This is a genomic window from Sinomicrobium soli (assembly GCF_003285545.1).
In the GTDB taxonomy this organism is placed as follows: Bacteria; Bacteroidota; Bacteroidia; order Flavobacteriales; family Flavobacteriaceae; genus Sinomicrobium.
In genome coordinates this window covers 126,137-145,353 of sequence record NZ_QLNV01000006.1, presented here as the reverse complement: position 1 = coordinate 145,353, position 19,217 = coordinate 126,137, and the positions used below count along the sequence as shown (strand labels likewise).

General features: G+C 48.6%; 14 protein-coding genes. 4 read left to right on the top strand and 10 right to left on the bottom strand.

The annotated features are described in order from the left end of the window. Window positions 1-42: 42 nt before the first annotated feature. The 4 genes from DN748_RS09525 to DN748_RS09510 form a co-directional block, all read right to left on the bottom strand. Window positions 43-519 (bottom strand): thioredoxin fold domain-containing protein, encoded by a 477-nt coding sequence (locus DN748_RS09525; RefSeq protein WP_112371559.1) that lies wholly within the window; start codon window positions 517-519, stop codon window positions 43-45. Between the two features lie 118 nt (window positions 520-637). Next, a complete protein-coding gene (locus tag DN748_RS09520) occupies window positions 638-3,001 on the bottom strand; it encodes a TonB-dependent receptor (protein WP_112371558.1) in 2,364 nt (787 codons plus the stop codon). A gap of 512 nt (window positions 3,002-3,513) precedes the next feature. After that, the gene (fabF, locus tag DN748_RS09515) at window positions 3,514-4,755 is read right to left on the bottom strand and encodes a beta-ketoacyl-ACP synthase II (protein WP_112371739.1); all 1,242 of its coding nucleotides are present in this window, start codon (window positions 4,753-4,755) and stop codon (window positions 3,514-3,516) included. 106 nt (window positions 4,756-4,861) lie between these two features. Beyond that, window positions 4,862-5,980, bottom strand: a complete 1,119-nt coding sequence (locus tag DN748_RS09510) for a Gfo/Idh/MocA family protein (RefSeq protein ID WP_112371557.1) — start codon at window positions 5,978-5,980, stop codon at window positions 4,862-4,864. Window positions 5,981-6,300: 320 nt separating this feature from the next. Between DN748_RS09510 and DN748_RS09505 the strand changes: the two genes are divergently transcribed. Together DN748_RS09505 and DN748_RS09500 are read left to right on the top strand one after the other, a co-directional pair. Then, window positions 6,301-7,128, top strand: coding sequence for an OmpA/MotB family protein (locus DN748_RS09505; protein ID WP_112371738.1), 828 nt, complete (start codon window positions 6,301-6,303; stop codon window positions 7,126-7,128). 160 nt (window positions 7,129-7,288) lie between these two features. Beyond that, entirely contained in the window at window positions 7,289-8,566 is a 1,278-nt protein-coding gene (locus DN748_RS09500) for a mechanosensitive ion channel family protein (protein WP_112371737.1), read from the top strand. A gap of 142 nt (window positions 8,567-8,708) precedes the next feature. On the opposite strand, the gene DN748_RS09495 is transcribed toward DN748_RS09500, so the two are convergent. The 6 genes from DN748_RS09495 to pdxR form a co-directional block, all read right to left on the bottom strand. Then, window positions 8,709-10,262, bottom strand: coding sequence for a helix-turn-helix domain-containing protein (locus DN748_RS09495; RefSeq protein ID WP_161554524.1), 1,554 nt, complete (start codon window positions 10,260-10,262; stop codon window positions 8,709-8,711). Window positions 10,263-10,458: 196 nt separating this feature from the next. Next, window positions 10,459-10,800 carry a DUF2853 family protein gene (locus DN748_RS09490; RefSeq protein WP_112371555.1) on the bottom strand — a complete coding sequence of 114 codons (342 nt, stop codon included), beginning with the start codon at window positions 10,798-10,800 and terminating at the stop codon, window positions 10,459-10,461. A gap of 79 nt (window positions 10,801-10,879) precedes the next feature. Further along, window positions 10,880-12,559 carry a 2-succinyl-5-enolpyruvyl-6-hydroxy-3-cyclohexene-1-carboxylic-acid synthase gene (gene menD, locus DN748_RS09485; RefSeq protein WP_112371554.1) on the bottom strand — a complete coding sequence of 560 codons (1,680 nt, stop codon included), beginning with the start codon at window positions 12,557-12,559 and terminating at the stop codon, window positions 10,880-10,882. 153 nt (window positions 12,560-12,712) lie between these two features. Beyond that, window positions 12,713-13,843: an isochorismate synthase gene (locus tag DN748_RS09480; RefSeq protein WP_236636826.1), complete on the bottom strand. Its 1,131-nt coding sequence runs from the start codon at window positions 13,841-13,843 to the stop codon at window positions 12,713-12,715. Between the two features lie 16 nt (window positions 13,844-13,859). After that, window positions 13,860-14,282 (bottom strand): hotdog fold thioesterase, encoded by a 423-nt coding sequence (locus tag DN748_RS09475; protein WP_112371553.1) that lies wholly within the window; start codon window positions 14,280-14,282, stop codon window positions 13,860-13,862. Between the two features lie 467 nt (window positions 14,283-14,749). Continuing rightward, complete coding sequence (gene pdxR, locus DN748_RS09470) at window positions 14,750-16,261, bottom strand: MocR-like pyridoxine biosynthesis transcription factor PdxR (protein WP_161554523.1); 1,512 nt, start codon at window positions 16,259-16,261, stop codon at window positions 14,750-14,752. A 273-nt stretch (window positions 16,262-16,534) separates the two neighbouring features. Between pdxR and DN748_RS09465 the strand changes: the two genes are divergently transcribed. Both DN748_RS09465 and dcuC read left to right on the top strand, forming a co-directional pair. Beyond that, window positions 16,535-17,836, top strand: a complete 1,302-nt coding sequence (locus DN748_RS09465; RefSeq protein ID WP_112371551.1) for a lamin tail domain-containing protein — start codon at window positions 16,535-16,537, stop codon at window positions 17,834-17,836. 10 nt (window positions 17,837-17,846) lie between these two features. Then, the gene (gene dcuC, locus DN748_RS09460; protein WP_112371550.1) at window positions 17,847-19,211 is read left to right on the top strand and encodes a C4-dicarboxylate transporter DcuC; all 1,365 of its coding nucleotides are present in this window, start codon (window positions 17,847-17,849) and stop codon (window positions 19,209-19,211) included. Window positions 19,212-19,217 lie beyond the last annotated feature (6 nt).

The following is a 19,217-nucleotide window of genomic DNA, read 5'->3' as shown; positions in this document are numbered from 1 at the left end:
CACCGTATCTTATAATGATCTTTTATTATCCCTATATGGTCTTTACTCCAGGAATTCCAGGAGTTCTCCGGTGGTCATATAGGAAAAACTGCGCCGTATTACCGCAAAATTCTCATCGAGCAGGATCAGTACCGGTACTGAAAAGGCTTCGTTTTCCCTGCTTCCCAGCAGATAGGCAAATTCATGGACGGGACGCCGCCTGGTCTCTGCTTCACGGTTATAAAATTCCCGCTCGCCGAAACGCAGTGTATCGGTAGTCTCTACGTTCATCCCGGCCGTGTATATTCCTCGTTCCCGAAGCCGGGCCAGGACGGCGGGCGACCGGAAAGCGTTGCGCTCCATCTTTTTACAATACGCACACCAGTCTGCATGAAAATAAAGCAGGGTTCCTTTCGGGTGCGTCTGCAGCGAATCTGTCAGCTCCCGGACCGATATCCACGGAATCCCGGAACCGGCCTGGGCAAACCCCGGTGCAGAAAACAGGCAGAAGAAAATGAAAAGGTACCGTATCACAATCATGCAAACTTATTATGGGTTGGTTACCTGGTTATTGGGTTACTAAGTTACTCAGGTAACACCCAATAACCTAATAACCCAATAACTTAATAACCTAATAACCTAAAACACAACCACCCCTCTACAAATTGTGCAGGTTCCCGAGTTTTATCCCGAAGAACACCGTTCTGGGCAGTACAGGTCCGTAAATATAATCGGAATCCCTTTCCGCACCGGTATCGAAGTCGTCCTGGTAACTGTTGAACAGGTTGCGGACACCGGCGTAAAGATCCATCTGGAAATTATCACTGAGGTGAAGGTGATGGCTCAGTTTCAGGTTGATGTCGTAAAAGGCATCGCTTTCGTTCAGCTGTAAAAATCCGCTGTCGCTGATCACCAGTGGTACGGTCATCGGTCCGGTATAGGTTCCGGTTACATCCAGGCTGGTATCTTCAAAGAGCTTCATATTGGTATTCAGGTACCCGTACACGTCGGGGGTCCGTACGAATTCGCGAATGGCGATATCCGATTCCCCGGGAACGTCTCCCTCACTCTCAAACAGGAGCTGGTCTTCCTTATACCTGGATTTCTGTATGGTCCCTCCCAGCTGGAAGGTATACCTGGGCGAAGGAGATACTCCTATCTCTATATTGGCCCCGGTTACATAAGCCCCTTCTCCGTTTCTCACTTCCTCGAGTATGGACCCGTTAGGCAGGCTGGCACCCGTACTTACTGTAGTGAAGGGATTTTCCAGATTCGTGTAGAACCCTTCTACCAGGAAATTGGTCTGTACCTTGTTAAAGTTCCTGGAATAGTTAAAAGAGGCCGTAAACGCATTGGAATATTCGGTTTCCAGCTCATCGGAGAGAATGACAAACTGCGGTTCTCCTCCTACCGAAGATACGTGCAGGTCTTCATTAAAGGCCTGCGGCGCCCGGAACCCCCGGGCATACCCGCCGCGGAACTGCCAGCCTTCGGCAAAGTTGTACAACAGGGTAAGCCTCGGGCTGAACACAGCCTGATCGATCTCCGAAGAACGATCTACATCCTGGACGGAGTAGTCTCCTTCCACATCTACATAATCCAGCCGGCCGCCTACCAATGCAGTAAATTTTTCTGAAGGTTTCCATTCGTATTGGGCAAAAGCGCCAAGACTGTTTACTTTCTGGTCTATAAAACGGTTATATCCCGCTATATCGTCCTGGGTGCTGCTCAGGTTGTATTCGGCCCCTACGGTGAGTATGTCGTCGGTATTCCTGAAATTTCTGGTGTACTGTCCGCCCATAAGCAATGCCAGGTCGTCGGTACCCCCGTAGGCGTTGGCGGCCACATCGTAATCCTCCTGGGTACGTCCGCCTCCCAGTCCGCCGTAATAACTCTTCCTGTCGGTATGCTGCACAGAGGTATACACGGAAAAGGCGTTGCTCTTATCGTCGTTGGTAATGTCATACGTAAGTCCTCCCATAACGGTATTGTGGTCCAGCTGCTCCGTGATATCCGTAAGGTGAGGTGCCAGCTCGAGGTGGTCCCCGCCCCTGCGGAACTCTTCAAGCGCCGTAAAGTCGAAGGTAAGCTTACTGTTGTCCGAAGGCTTGAGAAATGCCTTGGTTCCCAGGGTGGTATTGGTCAGTTCCGTGATCTCCGTAAACCCGTCGTCATTGGCATCATAACTGTCCCGGTCGCGTTTCATCCCGAAAACGGTGATCCCGCTTTTCAGGTCTTCACTCACTACGGTAGCATTGACATTCAGGGTACGGTCTGGCGTCTTGCCGTCTATAAGCCCCAGGCTGCCCTCTACCTGCCAGGAGTTTAATACCGGTTCTTTAGTGATGATATTTATGGTCCCTGCAATGGCATTGGACCCGTACAGCGCCGATCCGCCGCTGCGCACCACTTCTATACGATCGAGAATGGAAGCCGGGATCTGTTCCAGTCCGTACACGCTGTTCAGCGCGCTGAACACCGCACGGCTGTTTACCAGTATCTGGGTATATCCCCCGTCGAGACCGTTGAGCCGTACCTGGGTAAAACCACAGTTCTGGCAATTGGTCTCTACCCGTACCCCAGGCTGGTAATTGAGTCCGTCGGCCAGGGAAACAGACTGGGTGGCATTAAACAATTTTGCATCCAGCACATTGACCACCACCGGGGATTTCTTTACATTTACCCGGTTCCGGGTACCGCTGATCACCACTTCCTCAAGTCCCAGCATATCTTCTTCCAGCTCAAAATCCAGGGCCTTTTCCCTGTAGTCACGGGTAGAAATGGTCCTTTCTGCCGATTTGAACCCTATGGCCTGGATACGCAGGGTGTACTCCCCCGGTGCCAGTTCGAGCACATACCGCCCGCGGTTATCTGCAGCTACTCCCCCGGAACTGCCTACAACGCTGATATTGGCAAAGGGAACAACGCGTTTGCCTTCCCTGACGGTTCCTTCCAGTTTATCTTTTTCCTGTGCGAACAGTGAGACAGGAAAGAACAACATAAAAATGCAGATAGCTCTCATATGAGTTTAGTTTGAATTAATTTAAATTTTAGACAAATCTAAATATATATTTTATAATACTGAAAATATTATTTAAATTTTATTTATTCAAAATTCCGCTTTGATAAAATTCCTTGTTGGTCCATTTTCTTCCCTATCCGGCAAGGCGGTCGCACAAATGTAATTATTTTTTGCAACTATGTCGCATTAAAAATTGCAAGATAATGGTGTCGTAAAGTAGAAGCATTACAGCTCATTCCCGGGTAATGGTTTATTATGGAGAGATATGCCCCGGAGAAGCATTGGAAAGTTCCTGAAGAACTTCGAAGAGCATCGGGTCACAGAAAAGCCAGACAGGCACTGCCGTCGGAATGACCTGTCATTCAGAACGTAGTGAAGAATCTCCATCCCGGCCCGAAGGAATTTCAGCAGCATAACGGCAAAAAAGAGATTCCTCCTATTTGCCGGAATGACAAGTTGGACTACAGTCGGATGATAAACTCCTGTCATTCAGACAACAACTCAGGACGAGTTTATTGTACTTCTTTTAAAACTACGGTAGAATTATGCCCGCCAAAACCGAAAGCATTGCTCATGGCCACCTTAACTTCCTTGTGAAGGGCGTTGTTGGTAACGATCTGAAATTTCGGGTCGATGGCTTCGTCCAGCTGCTCCACATTGATGGTCGGAGGGATAATATTGTGATTGATCGACTTGACACATAGAATGGCCTCTATGGCCCCGGCAGCTCCGAGCAGGTGCCCGGTCATCGATTTGGTTCCGCTGATGTGCAGCTTTCGGGGAAAACCGAATGCTTTCTCCACCCCCCTGAGTTCGGCCAAATCTCCCAGGCCGGTTGAAGTTGCGTGAACATTGAGATAGTCTACATCTTCGGGAGACAGCCCTCCCTCCTGCAGGGCCAGCTGCATGGACTTTGCCGCGCCGATACCTTCGGGATGAGGCGAAGTCATATGATAGGCATCTGCGGTCATGGCGGTGCCCACCACTTCTGCATAGATCCTCGCTCCCCGATTTCTGGCATGCTCATACTCTTCCAGCACCAGGGCGCCGGCGCCTTCTCCCATCAAAAATCCGTCCCGGTCCCTGTCAAACGGCCTGCTCGCCTTTTCAGGCTCGTCGTTACGCCTGGACATGGCCTTTAATGCGGCAAACCCGCCAATGGATGCCGGGGTAATACCTGCTTCCGAACCTCCTGTGATAAAGACTTTAGCCTTGCCCAGCCTGATATAGTTGCAGGCATCCATAATCGCGGTATTGGACGTGGCACAGGCAGAAACCGGGGTATAGCAGATGCCCATCAGTCCCAGTTTCATGGAGATCATCCCGGAAGGCATATTGACCAGCAGTTTCGGAATAAAAAACGGGTTAAAACGGGGCTGGCCGCCTCCTTTCACATAATTGGTCACTTCATTTTCGTAAGTTTCCATGCCTCCCTGCCCGCTGCCCCAGATGACCCCTGCGTCAAAAGGGTCCATATCGTCTATCTTCAGACCGGCATCTTCCCACGATTGCGCAGCGGCATACAAGGCGTATTGCGTAAACAGGTCGCTTCTTTTTATCTCATTGCGGTCCAGGTAGGCCTGTGGTGTAAAGTCACGTACCTCACATGCTATCCGGGTCTTGAATTCCGAAGCATCGAAACGGGTGATCGCCGTGGCGCTGCTTTTTCCGGCCACACTGTTTTTCCAGAATTCCTCCACCGTATTGCCCAGGGGGGTCACGGCGCCCAATCCCGTAATAACGACTCTGTTCATATCGCTTTTAAGCTTTGCAGATTTTCCGGGCAAAGGTAATCGGTAACATCGGAATTTTATACAGATTTATTAAAAAAACATCAATATCTCCGAAGCAGGTAAGTCATTAGAGTTCCAGTTCCAGTTTTCCCCCGGTTTTACACACCTGGTAAATGGCATCGATAATCTTCAGGTCTTTTACCGCTTCTTCCCCGTCAACGGCTACTACAGGCTGCTTATCGTCGAGAATAATCCCTGCCATTTCATCCATCTGTACCGTTTGGTGGGTAACATGGGGCAATGCAAGCCCTCCCCGGTGCGTACGGCCTTTTATGGGGCCGTATCCCGTGGCCGGCTGTAGTTCGGCAAATCCCTTTTCCCCGTTCAGGAAAAAACGGTCCAGGTTGTTCATATTATAGGTAGAGAGGCAGGAAGCTACTGCCCCGCCCGGAAATCCCAGCTGGAACTGTATCGTTTCGTCTACACCTTCCCCGAACTTTGCCGGGTCTGTTTTGGTTTCCTGGGCCGTTACCCAGACGGGATCTTCCCCCACCATATAACGGGCGCCGTTAACGGAATAGATCCCTATGTCCATCAACGCGCCTCCTCCTGCCAGTTTTTTGTCTAACCGCCACTGGTCCGGATTTCCGATCCGGAAACCGCTCAATCCCTGGAAAAACAGGATTTTCCCGAATTCCCCTTCATTCCGCATCTTTATGATCTCCAGTGTATTCGCTTCAAAATGCATACGGTATCCCACCAGCAATTTTACATTGGCTTTCCTGCATGCATCCACCATCTCCTGCCCTTCCCAGGCATTCAGCGCCAAGGGTTTTTCACAGATAACGTGTTTCCCCGCCGCAGCTACCCGAAGCGCCGCATCGTGATGAAGTGCATTCGGCGTGATGATATACACCGCATCGATCTCCGGATTATCCTTAATACGATCGTAAGTATCGTAATTGTAACAGTTTTCCTCCGGGATGCCATATTTTTGCTGCCAGTCCCTGATCTTGGAAGGTGTACCGCTGATCACTCCCGTAAGCCGCGCACGTTTACAGGCCAGCATGGCCTCCGCCACCCTTGTACCGTAGCCCCCCAGCCCCATGATGGCTACCCGCAATACCCGGTCTTGCCGGGAGCGGTTATGGGGTACGGAATGTAACGATGCCCCGTAGAGAGGTAAAAACGGCACTGCAATGGCCGAAGCAGCAAGTTTTTGCAGGAAGTCACGACGTGGATTCATAGGAAAAAGAATTTGATGGTTGCACTAATTTAAGAAAAATAATGGTTTTGTTATTATCCCTGCCGTTCCTCTTTTTTGAATCTCAGGAAATAGCATGCCACATCCCCTTTCTTATACAGGCCGTGCGGGTACCCCTTAAGTCCATAACCCTCCCCCACGGGGAACGGGAACAGGAATAAATCCCATGCTTTTTAAAATATTCTATCGAAAAGTTAAAGAAATGTTAAAATATCTCTTTTCCCATTTGGGCAGTACAAGATACCCCTCCATAACCCGTTATAAAACCGACTAAACTTATAATTCAAATTATCTCGACTATGATGAATAAAGCAATTGCACTAACCGTTCTGGTGGCCGTAGCATCTACTTCATGCGTCTCCAAGAAAAAATATGTGGCTCTTGAAGATGATCTCAACAACACCCGTAGTGTCCTGCAGAAGACCACAGTAGAAAAAGAGGCCCTGGAAGACAAATTTGCCCGGATAGAATCAAGGGTTGCCGACTACAATGCCAAGATCAGCTCACTTACCGCAGAAAATGATGAAAAGATGGTACAGGTAGGCGATCTGGCCGTGATGTCGAACAATACCAAGGAAAAGATGATCGCCACTCTTGCAAAGGTAGACCCCGAAGAGCTGGCCAAGGCCCGTACACTCGAAGATTCCATCAATCTTGCCATCTCCTACAACCTCAAGAAGTCTATTACGGATAATTCGAACAGCGAGGATATCGATATCAATGTAGACCAGACTGTGGTCATGATCTCTGTATCTGACAAACTCTTGTTCCGAAGCGGTAGTTACCAGGTAAACAGCAAGGCCTACAGCCTCCTGCAGAAGCTTGCCGATGTGATCAATTCGGAGCCGAGTATGGAAGTCATGGTAGAAGGTCATACCGATTCGCAAAAGGTAAAGGAAGGCGCCTATATCAGGGATAACTGGGAGCTTAGCGTACAACGTTCTACGGCCATTATCCGCTTGTTGCAGAACAAGTACAAGGTAGACCCGAAACAGCTTATTGCCGCAGGACGCGGAAGTGCCATGCCCGTAGCCTCCAACGATACCGCGGAGAACAGGGCCAGGAACAGGCGGACCCGTATCGTGATCATCCCCAATCTCGACAAGTTTTTTGCCCTTCTCGAATCATAGCATAGCTTTCTATCCTATACAGAAATATCAACCCGGAAAATTCCGGGTTTTTTTGTGCCTGCTGTTTATTAATATTTCATTTTCACGATATGAGGATAAGTTTTTCTTTCCGTTTTTCCACCTTATCTTTGCATTTACAACCGTATTTAAATCATTCTTTATGCAACTGGAATCCGTATCCGAATGGAGCCGTAAATTTTATCATTTTATAGTCCAGCAGGGCGTTTCGGAAGGTCTGGCCAAAAATCTGAACCTGTTGGTCAACATACTGATACTGACCATCGTGGTATTCCTGGTCGACCAATTACTCAAACGTATAATTATCAGGTCTTTTGCCATTTTTTCAACCAAAACCAGGACCACTTTCGACGATTTCCTGGTACAGAGCAATTTTCCCAAATATATCGCGCATATTCTTCCCCTTATCATCATCATACAACTCATCCCTGTCGTATTCACGGATTTCCCGGGATGGGGAGTTTTTTTCCTGAAACTGACCGATCTGTATATAGCTGTCCTTGCCGTATGGCTGTTCCGGAGTTTTCTGCGTTCCATGAAAAACTACCTCCGTACCAAGGATGCGTACAAAGACAAGCCCCTGGACAGTTTTATGCAGGTGTTCATGATCTTCACCTGGATCATAGCCGTCATATATATTTTTACCGTACTTACGGGAAAAGATCCCATTGCCTTTATCACCGCCCTGGGGGCAGCTTCCGCAGTTATCCTGCTTATCTTTAAGGATTCCATACTCGGGTTTGTGGCCAGTATCCAGGTTTCTGCCAACGACATGGTCCGTATAGGCGACTGGATTACCGTAGAAAAATACGGCGCCGACGGCGATGTCATGGAAATCAACCTGGCCACGGTGAAGGTCCGCAATTTCGATATGACCATTACCACCATCCCCACCTATGCACTCATATCCGATTCTTTCAGGAACTGGAGGGGCATGCAGGAAAGCGGTGGCAGGAGGATCAAAAGAGCACTGTATATCGCCGTCAGCAGTATACGGTACCTGAGCGAACAGGAAATCGAGGACCTGAAAAAAATACAGCTCATCGCTTCGTACCTGGACCACAGGCAAAAGGATATAGCCAAATACAATACCGATAACCATGCGGATAAAAGCATACTGGTAAACGGAAGAAACCAGACCAATATGGGCGTTTTCAGAAAATATATAGATGCCTATGTAAAAAGCCACCCGGCCATAAACAAGGATATGACCATGATGGTACGCCACCTCGCTCCCACCCCCGAGGGAATCCCGCTGGAACTCTATATCTTTTCAAGCGACAAGCGATGGGTGAATTACGAACATATCATGGCCGATATTTTCGACCATCTGCTCGCAGCGGTAAAGTATTTCGATCTGGAAATATACGAGGCCCCGAGCAGTACGGACATGAAAAGGCTGTCGTCCGAAGGAAAATAAACCATTTGTATCTCAGACATTCAGAGACCTGATGTTTAAACAACGGCACAACGGAAAGGCCGGAGATCCCCCTCCCGGTCAGGGGCCGGGACAGGCACTGCGGCCGGGATAACACTTCGTGACTTCCGGCTTCATGCCCGCTTCAGACCAGCTGTTCCTCCGTTTTTCTTTTTTCGAGGTATTTGATAAATGACGACGGCGATATTCCCGTGACCTTTTTGAAAATAACCGTAAACCTGCTATGGGATGAAAAACCGCACTGTTCGGCAAGATAGCTTATCTTGTACTGCGAATAGGCCGGGTCGTTCTCCAGGCGGTCGACAATATAGTTAATTCTCAATTCGTTGATATAAGAAGCAAAATCTTTCTGTTTGTGCTTATTGATCACGTACGACAAATACCTGTTGTTTATTTTCAGCCGGGCAGAAACCGCATTGAGCGAAATATCCTTATCCAGGAAATACCCGGACCGCTCAAATTTTCCGAGGCTTTTTAAAATTCCCTCTTCGGTTTCTTCAGACATATAGTTCTTCTCCGTCCCCGCTTCATCGGCCGGAGCTGTTTCGGCACCTTCACCCTTGTTGTATTCATCGATAAATTCCCTGAATTTCCGGTAATCCTTCTTTCTCCTGTAACCATAAATCCCCACGATAATCACAATGAGCAGCACACTGCCCCCGGCAATAAGAATATTCCGGTTGCGGTATCTCATACGGACCGCTTCTTCCCTCGAGTAAAGCGTCTGTACCAATTTATCGGCTATGGCCTTGCGGGTCGCTTCCTCAACGGCGATGATCGCATCTCTTTTTTCGCTGTACACCAGGTGATTATCCTGGTCGTTCACCGTTCTATAGTAACGCACAAGAGTATTGTATACTCTGAGTTTCAGGTTATAGAAATTCGATGTATTTGCTATGTCCAATGCCTTCCGGTAGTTCAGAAGGGCATTCTCATAATCCTTTGTCAACATATAACCATTCCCAAAGTTATTGTAAATAAATCCCTTTAAGGGACTGTCAGGATAAAGCGAATTCTTCAGCTCATTCTCCGCCAGGTCCAGGTGATAGAATGCGGAATCCACATCTCCCCGGGAGATATAATTCTCAGCGATCAACTCATCCGTTGCAGCCAGGTGAAACCGCATACTCTTGCCGGACGCCATTTTTTTAAAAGCAGCTTTCCCCTTTTTTAAATAGTGTATGGCATTTTCATGATTCTCCTCTTCCATTTCATAATACGCCAGTTCCTGCGAAAGGTTTCCCTCAAACCTGTACCGGCTATCCGGGTCTTCTATTTTTTTACTGACCTCAACCGCCTTGTCCAGGGCCTTTTTCCCCGAGGCAATAATCCCGGTTTCCCGGTATAATGTGGAGCGTAGGCCATTTATCCGGGCGAGTTCTGTATAATCCTGGTATAAGGACGCGAGACTATCGGCCTTTCCGATCACCTCAATAGCTTTGTCCTTTAGTCCGTTCTGCCGTAAAAGCGATGCCTGAAGCATCAGTGCCCGGGTCCGCTCCATATCATTGGCTGCAATGGTATAGAGGTGATCCGTAGCCTTCAATGCCTCTTCCGGTTGTGAGATCAGGAGCCGGTGAGACACCTCTCTGTAAATACTGTCATACGCTGAATCCTGGGAAAAACAGAGGATATATGGGAAAATAATAAAAAGAGGGGTAGTAGTCCATTTCATCATACTCATTTAAAGGTTTGGTTGGAAATTATTATGACATAGTGATAAATACGGGTATTATTATCCGGGTAAACAGTGGCATTTGGAGATTATTGTTCGCAGGAGTATTACTCAATGTCATAACCGGAATAAAATTAATCCCTCCAAATGTAATAAATGATAATCACTTAGCTCATGAATTACACTTCAAATAAAACAATTATTTATACACCGCCTCTTTCCCGAAATGCTTTACCAGGAGGTAATACACTACCGCCCTGTATTTGTTCCTGTTCGATTTTCCGTATTGTTCTATAACGGCGTCGATGGCCTTGTCCAGTTTCGCATTGTCCCCGAGCCCCAGTTTACCGATCAGAAAGTTCTTTTTAACACGGGCAATTTCTTCCGGATCGCTTCCCGAAACGGTCGATGCATCGGCGTTATAAACAGACGGCCCCAGGCCTATGGTCACTTTGGTCAGGAGGTCCGTATCGGGTTTCACCCCGCATTTGTCTTTCAGGTCTGCCGCATATCTGGCAATAAGTTCATCTCTTTTACTCATCAGAAAATATGTTTTAGTTATAGCTTTTCTAAAGTTATCAAAAAGAGTGCTGCCAGCCTTCTGAAGTGTCCTGTTGTCTTTAACTATCGGACAAATGCCTGAAATAATCGACTAAAACAACATCATTTGCCGTTCTGGGGGTAAAGATCTCTATCAGCTTCGGTCGTCCCGACGATCCGTAAAACCGGTTGAGTTCTTCCTGTAAACCGGGTTCGTCCCTGACCGCCGTATAGTCGATCCCGTACATCCTGCACAGGTGTTCGGCCGTAAGACCGTGAACCGTTTCAAAGTAGGTATCGAAATTCGGGGTATTCTTATGCCCCGGCAATATGCGAAAAATCCCGCCACCGCCATTATTGACCAGTACAATCCTGAAATCTTCCTTCAGATACCGGTTCCACAACGCATTGCTGTCGTAAAAAAAGCTGAGGTCCCCGGTCACCAGGGTTGTGGGAACAGCGGTGGCTACCGAAGCCCCGATGGCCGTAGACATACTGCCATCGATCCCGCTGGTGCCGCGATTGCAATAGATATCCCAGCCCGGTTTCATCGAAAACAGCTGGGAATACCGGATGGTTGCACTGTTGCTGAAATGCAATACCTGCCTGTCCGGTATGGCCCTGAAAACAGTTCCGTATACCTTCATGTCCGAAAACGGCAGCTGTTGCATAAAGGTTTCATGCCGCTGCTCTCTCCTGTCCCTTTCCGTTTTCCAGTCCCCGGCATATGTCCCTTCCCCCCTTTGCAGCAGGGGAAACATCCTGTTGAAAAAATCCGCCGGAAGCTCCCTGAAATGATGGGTAAGACAAAAATAGGTGTCGTATGCTTTTTTCGGGTCTATATGATAATGCCATTGCGGAGGGTGCTTTCGGAGAAAGGCCTTCACCTTTTTTGAGACGATCAGTCCGCCGAAAGTGAGCAGCATATCAGGACGGAGCTTTTCCAGCTCTTCCTCTGCCTTTTCTATCGGGGCAATGATCTTGTCTATTCCGGGGAAAAACCCGGGGTGATAAAGGTTGGAAGTCGTCTCCGTAAAAACCAGTACGGAAGGGTCTTCTGCCAACCGGTTGAGCAGGTGTTCCGGTATCGCCGCCGGGGCATTGACCCCTACCAGGACCATTTTTCTTCCGGCATTGTTCCAGCGTTCGGCAAAAATTCCGGAAGCGTTCCCCTCTTCCGCCCCTTTTTCAGGCTGTGGTACGGGATGCTCGTCAGCGACTTCCGCTACGGGGACTTCCACCATGTCATACAAGGGTTCTTCAAAAGGGACATTGATATGTACAGGGCCCTTTTCCTTTGCCGCGGTATCCAGTGCCCGTTGTATTTCCCCGGTATTGAAAGCACTTTCCCCTTCACGGAGATTGGCCGAATACAGGATATGATTCGCATAGACATTCTCCTGCCTAATGGTCTGCCCGTCGCCGATATCTATTTTTGATGCCGGGCGGTCGGCAGAGATGACCACAAGGGGGATATCGCTGTAATAAGCCTCGCAAACCGCGGGATAATAGTTGAGCAATGCCGAGCCGGACGTACAGACCAGGGCGGCGGGGCGGCCCGACTGCCGGGCCATGCCCAGTGCAAAAAAGGCGGCACACCTTTCGTCTACAATACTGTAACAGTTAAAAAAATCGTCGTGTGTAAAACCTATGGTCAACGGCGCATTCCTGGACCCCGGAGATATGACGATCTCACGGACATCATTTTTCCTGCACCATTGCAATACATGTTGTGCAAGAGGTATTTTCGGGTATATCATCTGACAGTTATTCGGTAGTACTCTTTTTTACAGGTACGGCAAATGTCTTGTATCCTGCTGTTACAAAAGTAAAACTCGGCCGGAGAAGTCACAAGGAATAAACCATAATATAATTTGAAGTGCAGGACGGTTATCCGTTCTGCGACAACAGATCTATACAAGTACCTTTCTCATGGTTTCCGACTTGTTTACGGTTTCCTGCCACTCGGCTTCCGGATCGGAGTCTGCGGTAATCCCTCCGCCGACATACAAGGTCGCTTCTTCTCCCCTGACCTGCATGCAGCGCAGGTTGACATAAAAAGCAGAATTCCGGCCGACCTCCGTACCGTCCCGGCCACTGTCCATATTCAGCTCACCGAGAAACCCGGAATAGTACGTCCTGGAATACCCTTCGTGTTCCCTGATAAACTGCATGGCCTCTTTCCTGGGAAATCCGCATATTGCAGGGGTCGGATGAAGCTCGCGCAGCAGAGAAGCGATATGCCCGCATTTGAAATCTTTGGCGAGTTCGGCCTCTATATCCGTTTTTATATGCAGTAAATTTCCGGCCCTCTGGGTTTTTGCCGGGGCTATCTTAAGACGGTTCACCTTAAAGCGGAGGCTGTCCACTATGGCATCGGTGACCACCTGCTGTTCCCTGATCTCCTTGCTTCCCCAGACTACATCCTCTTTGCCCCGGAATTTCTGTGTTCCGGCAAGAGCCATCGTATACAGGCGGTTTTCCCGTATACGCAGCAGGATCTCGGGAGTGGCTCCGAACCATATCCCCACTTTCGGATGATACCAGATATAGCAAAAAGCATCGTCGTACAGCCCCAGCAAACGCCTGAATATCCCTATTACGTCCGGTTGATGTAAAGGGACCTGCTGTTTTCTGGAGAGGACCACTTTTTCCAGTTTTCCGTTTTTTATGGCCCTGACCCCTTGCTTTACCAGTTCTATATGCCGTTCCCCGGAAAGCGTATCGCCGGTAGCCTTCCACTCCTTTTCCGTTTCCTCCTTTATCCCCTTACAACGCGTATGTAACACCCCGGAAGATACAGCCCTGCCCGGTACGGGAACGGGAATCAGTACGGTATCCCCGGCCTGGTCAAAAGGAGAAAAGACAAATCCGTGTTCGGTATAATCCTCCACCCGGTACAGGGTGTCGTCTTTCTGCATGATCGCAAACAGATCGCAGTCGTCTTTTTCAGAAACCGCAGGTTTTCTGTACGCTACAAAAGGTAACTGCCCTTCGTACTGTTCCGTAAGCCTGTTAAAAAAATCTTTTTCGGAGATCGTCATAATCCATATTATAAAATTAACGCGACCGGGGCAGCGCTATGGTGGTCAGCTTGCATACCGAAATAAGGTTGTCGTCCTCGTCCCTGAGCATGATCTGCCATAACTGGGTGGTCTTCCCCTTGTGCAGAATCCCGGCACGGGCATATACCCTGCCCGAAGCCATGCTCTTTACATGATTGGCGGCAATTTCCACTCCCCTGACAAAAAAGTCTCGGGTATCCAGAAAGACGAAGCATGCCGCACTTCCCACGCTCTCTGCGAGGGCTACCATGGCTCCTCCGTGCAACACGCCGTCGGGCTGATGCACCCTGCTGTTTACCGGCATACTGGCTTCCAGGTAGTCCTCCCCCACATCCGTATACGTAATATCGAGAGTTTCCATAAGGGTACCGGCACACATGGCATTGCACCGGTCCAGTATATCCTGTTTGTTTTTCATCCCGTAGATATTTCGACTGTAAAAATACGAAAAGATCGGCGCATGGCATTGTCAGAGGTAAGATAAACAACAGGGCAAACGGGAGCAGACAACTCTGCACAGAACTCCGGCGAAAAAAGGTGAATGCTAAAAAACCAGGCGCAATGAACTCGTCTTGGGTTGTTTCATTTAAGCGAAAAGCCACTATTTTGCAGCAAATTATAATAACTCAAGACGAGTTCAATAAGTGCAAATCGAGACTATTATTAAAAATTGTCAAAATTTTTTTCGATTATTCTCGCATATTTAAATATAATTCCATACTTTTATAAAACGATGATGCATGACTTGCATTGTGCACATCATACCATTTTATGGTAATTGGGGTAGAGAGACTCGCTCAAAACAGCATTGTTTTGGGCGTCTCTTTTTTTACAGGGTTTACAGAGGGGGCTTTTTTCAGGCAGAGGACTTCTTCCTTCCTCCTGTTATCCGGAATTCCCGGCTTGTTTTACCAGGGCATTATACAGCACCGCCATTTCTGACAATTTTTTATGTATTAACGGTTTGCGGACCGATGCATAGCCCAGTATAAGGCCATCTACAGGATCTTTTACAAAGCATTTGCTGTAAGCATGGGCTATCAGGTGTTTTTCCCTGAAGGCATGGATGAGCTCCTGGTCTGATACCGGGTGATCGAAGGTAGCCAGCAGGTGCAGGCTGGGTACGTCCCGGTTAACGATACGGAACGAAGGATGAAACTCATTGCGGACTATATCGCAAAAAAGAGCTTTGCGTTCTTCCGCCACCTCAATCAGGGACCTGATATGCTGATAGAGGTAATTCTTCTCAATAAACTGGTTCATGACCACCTGGTTGGAAGGAGATACGAAACGGTGTGAATGTTTCTGCAATGCCTTGACAGTATCGAGCAGGTAATAAGGGACCACCATATACCCCAGCCGGATGGAAGGATGCAACAACCGGTTGAACGTGCCCAGGTATACCGTTCGCTGCTCGTTGTCCAGGCTGAACAGGGAAGGACTGTCTCTGTTGCCCCAATGGCTTATTTCGTGCTCATAGTCATTCTCGATAATCATGCTGCCGTTTTCCGATGCCCATTCCAGCAAGGCCTTCCTGCGGCGGGGTGTCATCCTTACCCCGGTGGGATAGTGTCCTGACGGCGTCACGTGAATGAGCTTCGGCGGAGGTATGGCACCGCTACCGGGGATAACGATCCCCTCATTATCCACCGGAAGGGCATGTATCCTGGCTTCAAGGCTCCGGAATATGGAATGCACATTCGGAAATGCGGGGTTTTCCATCACCATCGAATCTCCTTTATCGATAAGGGCATTGCCCGTCAGATATAACGATTGTAATGAGCCGGAGACAATAATGATCTGTTCGGGATCGCAACGGAGGCCCCGCATCGTAGACAGGTACCGGGCCAGGTTTTCCTTTAATACGGCTACCCCGGAAGCATTCGAGTACGACAGTGAAGACGCTTTTATCGTACGCCAGTAATAGTTGGACAATCTTTTCCAGTGGTTCACGGGAAAAATATCGAGAGGCGGCAAACCCGGACGAAAAGCAATGGCTTCTTCCGAAGTGGAGTTGATAAGATGCACATTTTTCCTGAATGCCAGTCCCTTACCCGATATATCAGGATACGCCGTATGCTGCGGGATCTTCTGCCGGCCAATCCTGCCGGCAGAAGTGTCCTTTCTCACCCTGTATCCCGATCCCTGACGCACTTCTGTCAGTCCCTCGAGCAACAGAATATCATAAGCCTTTATGGCGGTGCTTCGCGAAACGTCCAGGTACTGCGAAAGCACCCGGGTAGAGGGGAGTAATTCGCCCGGGGGAATATCTCCGCGAAGTATACCGTTTTTGAGATATTCCCCGATACGCATATATAGGCTCAGATCCCTGCGATAGGTGTGCAGGTCAAAACTCCCCAGGAGCTTTTCCGTCAACAATTCCAAACTGGTATTCATAATTATCATCAACTGGTATGCTAAAGGTAGTAAAAACTTTAGTCTCTTTGAAATGTGATTTTAATCAAAAAGTCATGCTTATTTTTAAATATTGATATGATACGCATGATTTTTTTACACAAAATAAATTAAACCGTTTTTTTCGCTCCCCTTTAAGCTTAACCACACGATGAAAACTGTCGTTGAATAATCCCGTATCTTTAAAACTGACCGGATTGTCAACAGACAAAGAACCTGTACGACAATATACTGACAACATAACCAGAATCACAGATGAAAACAATTACTCCTTTCCTGTATGTCTTATATACAACAGTACTCCTGCTGGGAGTTGCATCCTGTAAAACAGACGATGTAGAAGAAGGTTCGGCCGTCATCCCTTCCGAACCCGTGCCGATCCCGGACGCAGCATTCGGCGAATACATGGTTTATAACGGTACGCCCGGAGTCTACGAACAAACGGAGGGAAATGAGGTGAAATACTATCTCGACCCGCTGGAAGCTGCCTCGGTAAGCGAACTTGTACTCAGTAAAACGGGCAGTAATATCGAAACACTTCAAAAAGCGGGATTGGCAACGGCAGGTATAAAGATCAGTGATCTCACAGGACTGGAATATTTTATCGGGTTACAGCGCCTGGTACTGACTTCCAATACGGTGAGGAACATCGACCTGTCTGCCCTGATTGCCCTGGAACAGCTGGAGATCAACTTCAACCTTATCGGTCAGCTCGATCTCTCCGGAAATCCCGGGCTTACCACGTTAAGGTACCGCGCCAGCGGAAACGCAAACGAATCGGAAGTACTTACCGAACTGGACCTCGGCACCAACACACAGCTACGCCACCTCTTTTTGCCCGGTCATCAGTTGGTAAACATCGATCTTTCGAACAACCTGCAAATTGACGAACTGCTCGACATGAGTGATAATCCGGGACCTGACGGCGATCCGGAAACCGCCGATATCGTCGTTCCCGCCGCCATATACAACCAGCTCGAAGAAGGTAACCGTATCGGGGTAATTTCCGATGCTCAGGAGGATGACGACAAATCGGTACCCCTGGTTCTGAACGAGATCCTCTACGACCCCTCCAACAACGGGCTGGACGGTGATGCCAACGGAGATGGTACATATGCGCAGAACGAAGATGAATTTATTGAACTGTACAATAATTCGGATGAGCCTCTCGATGTCAGCGGATTCAAAATTTACGATACCGAAGCCCTTGAAAATGACAGTCCGCGTCACCTCATACCCGAAAGTACGGTAATCCCGGCTCACGGTGTCCTGGTCATTTTCGGCGGCGGGACCCCTACGGGGGAATTCGGCGGGGCTATCGTACAGACCTCCACTACCGGCGACCTCAATCTGAATAATGCAGAAGATGTACTTACCGTAACCGATACGGCCGGAAAAGTGATCATCACCTTCGATGTTGAACCACTGTCCGATAACCCCAACGAATCCTATACGAGGAGTCCGGATATTACGGGAGATTTTACAAGACACAGCGATATAAACAGCCTGTTGTTCTCACCCGGTACCAAAGCAGACGGTAGCTCTTTTAACCCTTAAGAAAGTACACATGTCTTATCTCGGACCGCTGACAGCCATAGTTTTTATCGTAATCGTAGCCCGATTACTGCTCAAAAAGTTTTATCCGCATGCGGTATTGCTCATCGCCGGGTTACTCATGCTGGCCGTTTCCCTCTGGTTGCCAGGCCATGAGCCCGCAGTGAACGTCACCGGAGGTCCTTTTGTATTCGATCTTTTTCGTTACATCAACACTTCCTTTGCCGAAACCAATGCAGGTGTAGGGCTCATGATTATGGCTATCGGGGGCTTTGTAGCCTATATCGATGATATCGGAGCCTCGGAGGCCCTGGTCTACCTGGCTCTGAAACCTTTGCGACTATTCCGGAAACAACCGTATCTCCTGGCCGTGCTGGTAATCCCGATAGGACAATTATTATTTGTCTGTATTCCGTCGGCTGCCGGGTTGGGACTGCTGCTTATGGCCTCGGTATTTCCCATACTCATCAACCTCGGGGTAAGCCGGTTATCCGCGGTATCGGTCATTACGTCCTGTACCGCTATGGGTATGGGGCCCGCCTCGGCCATAACGGCAAGTGCGACTTCCATCATCGAAAAGGATACGATATTTTATTTTCTGAAAGACCAGGTCCCGCTGGCCGTTCCGCTCAGTATAACCATGATGGTCGCATACTATTTTGTCAACAGGTACTACGACAGGAAAATGAAACGGGAAGAGGTCCCCATCCCGAAAATTGAAAAGTCCCGTCTGAAAGCACCTTTGTATTACGCCATTATCCCGATATTGCCGTTGATACTGCTCATTCTGTTCTCTCAGTTATTCGATTTTTTTACCGTACCCATCGAGCTCAATACCATAACGGTTATGTTTATCTGCCTGTTCGTAGCCCTTGCGTTCGAGCTGGTACGAAAAAGAAAACCGAGGGAAGTGCTCAAATCCATGTCTGTTTTCTGGAACGGGATGGGAAACATCTTTAAGAGCGTAGTGACCCTGATCATAGCCGCCGATATTTTTTCGAAAGGACTCATAAGCCTCGGGTTTATAGACGGGTTGGTCAGGACATCCCAGAACCTCGGACTGGGCGGTGCCGGTATCGGTATCGTGATGACGGTCATGATCTTCCTGGCATCCGTTCTTATGGGAAGTGGTAATGCCTCTTTCTTTGCTTTCGGTCCGCTGGTCCCCAAAATAGCGGCGCAACTCGGTATGAAAAGCGCTGCGATCATTCTGCCCATGCAGTTTTCTGCTTCCATGGGAAGAACGGTTTCTCCTGTTTCGGGAGTCCTCATCGCCACGGCGGAAGTCGCAGACGTTTCTCCGTTCGATATCGTAAAACGCAATGTCATACCTCTTGGCGCGGCACTCGTTGTCATGATTATTTATCTGTTTATATAATTTTTT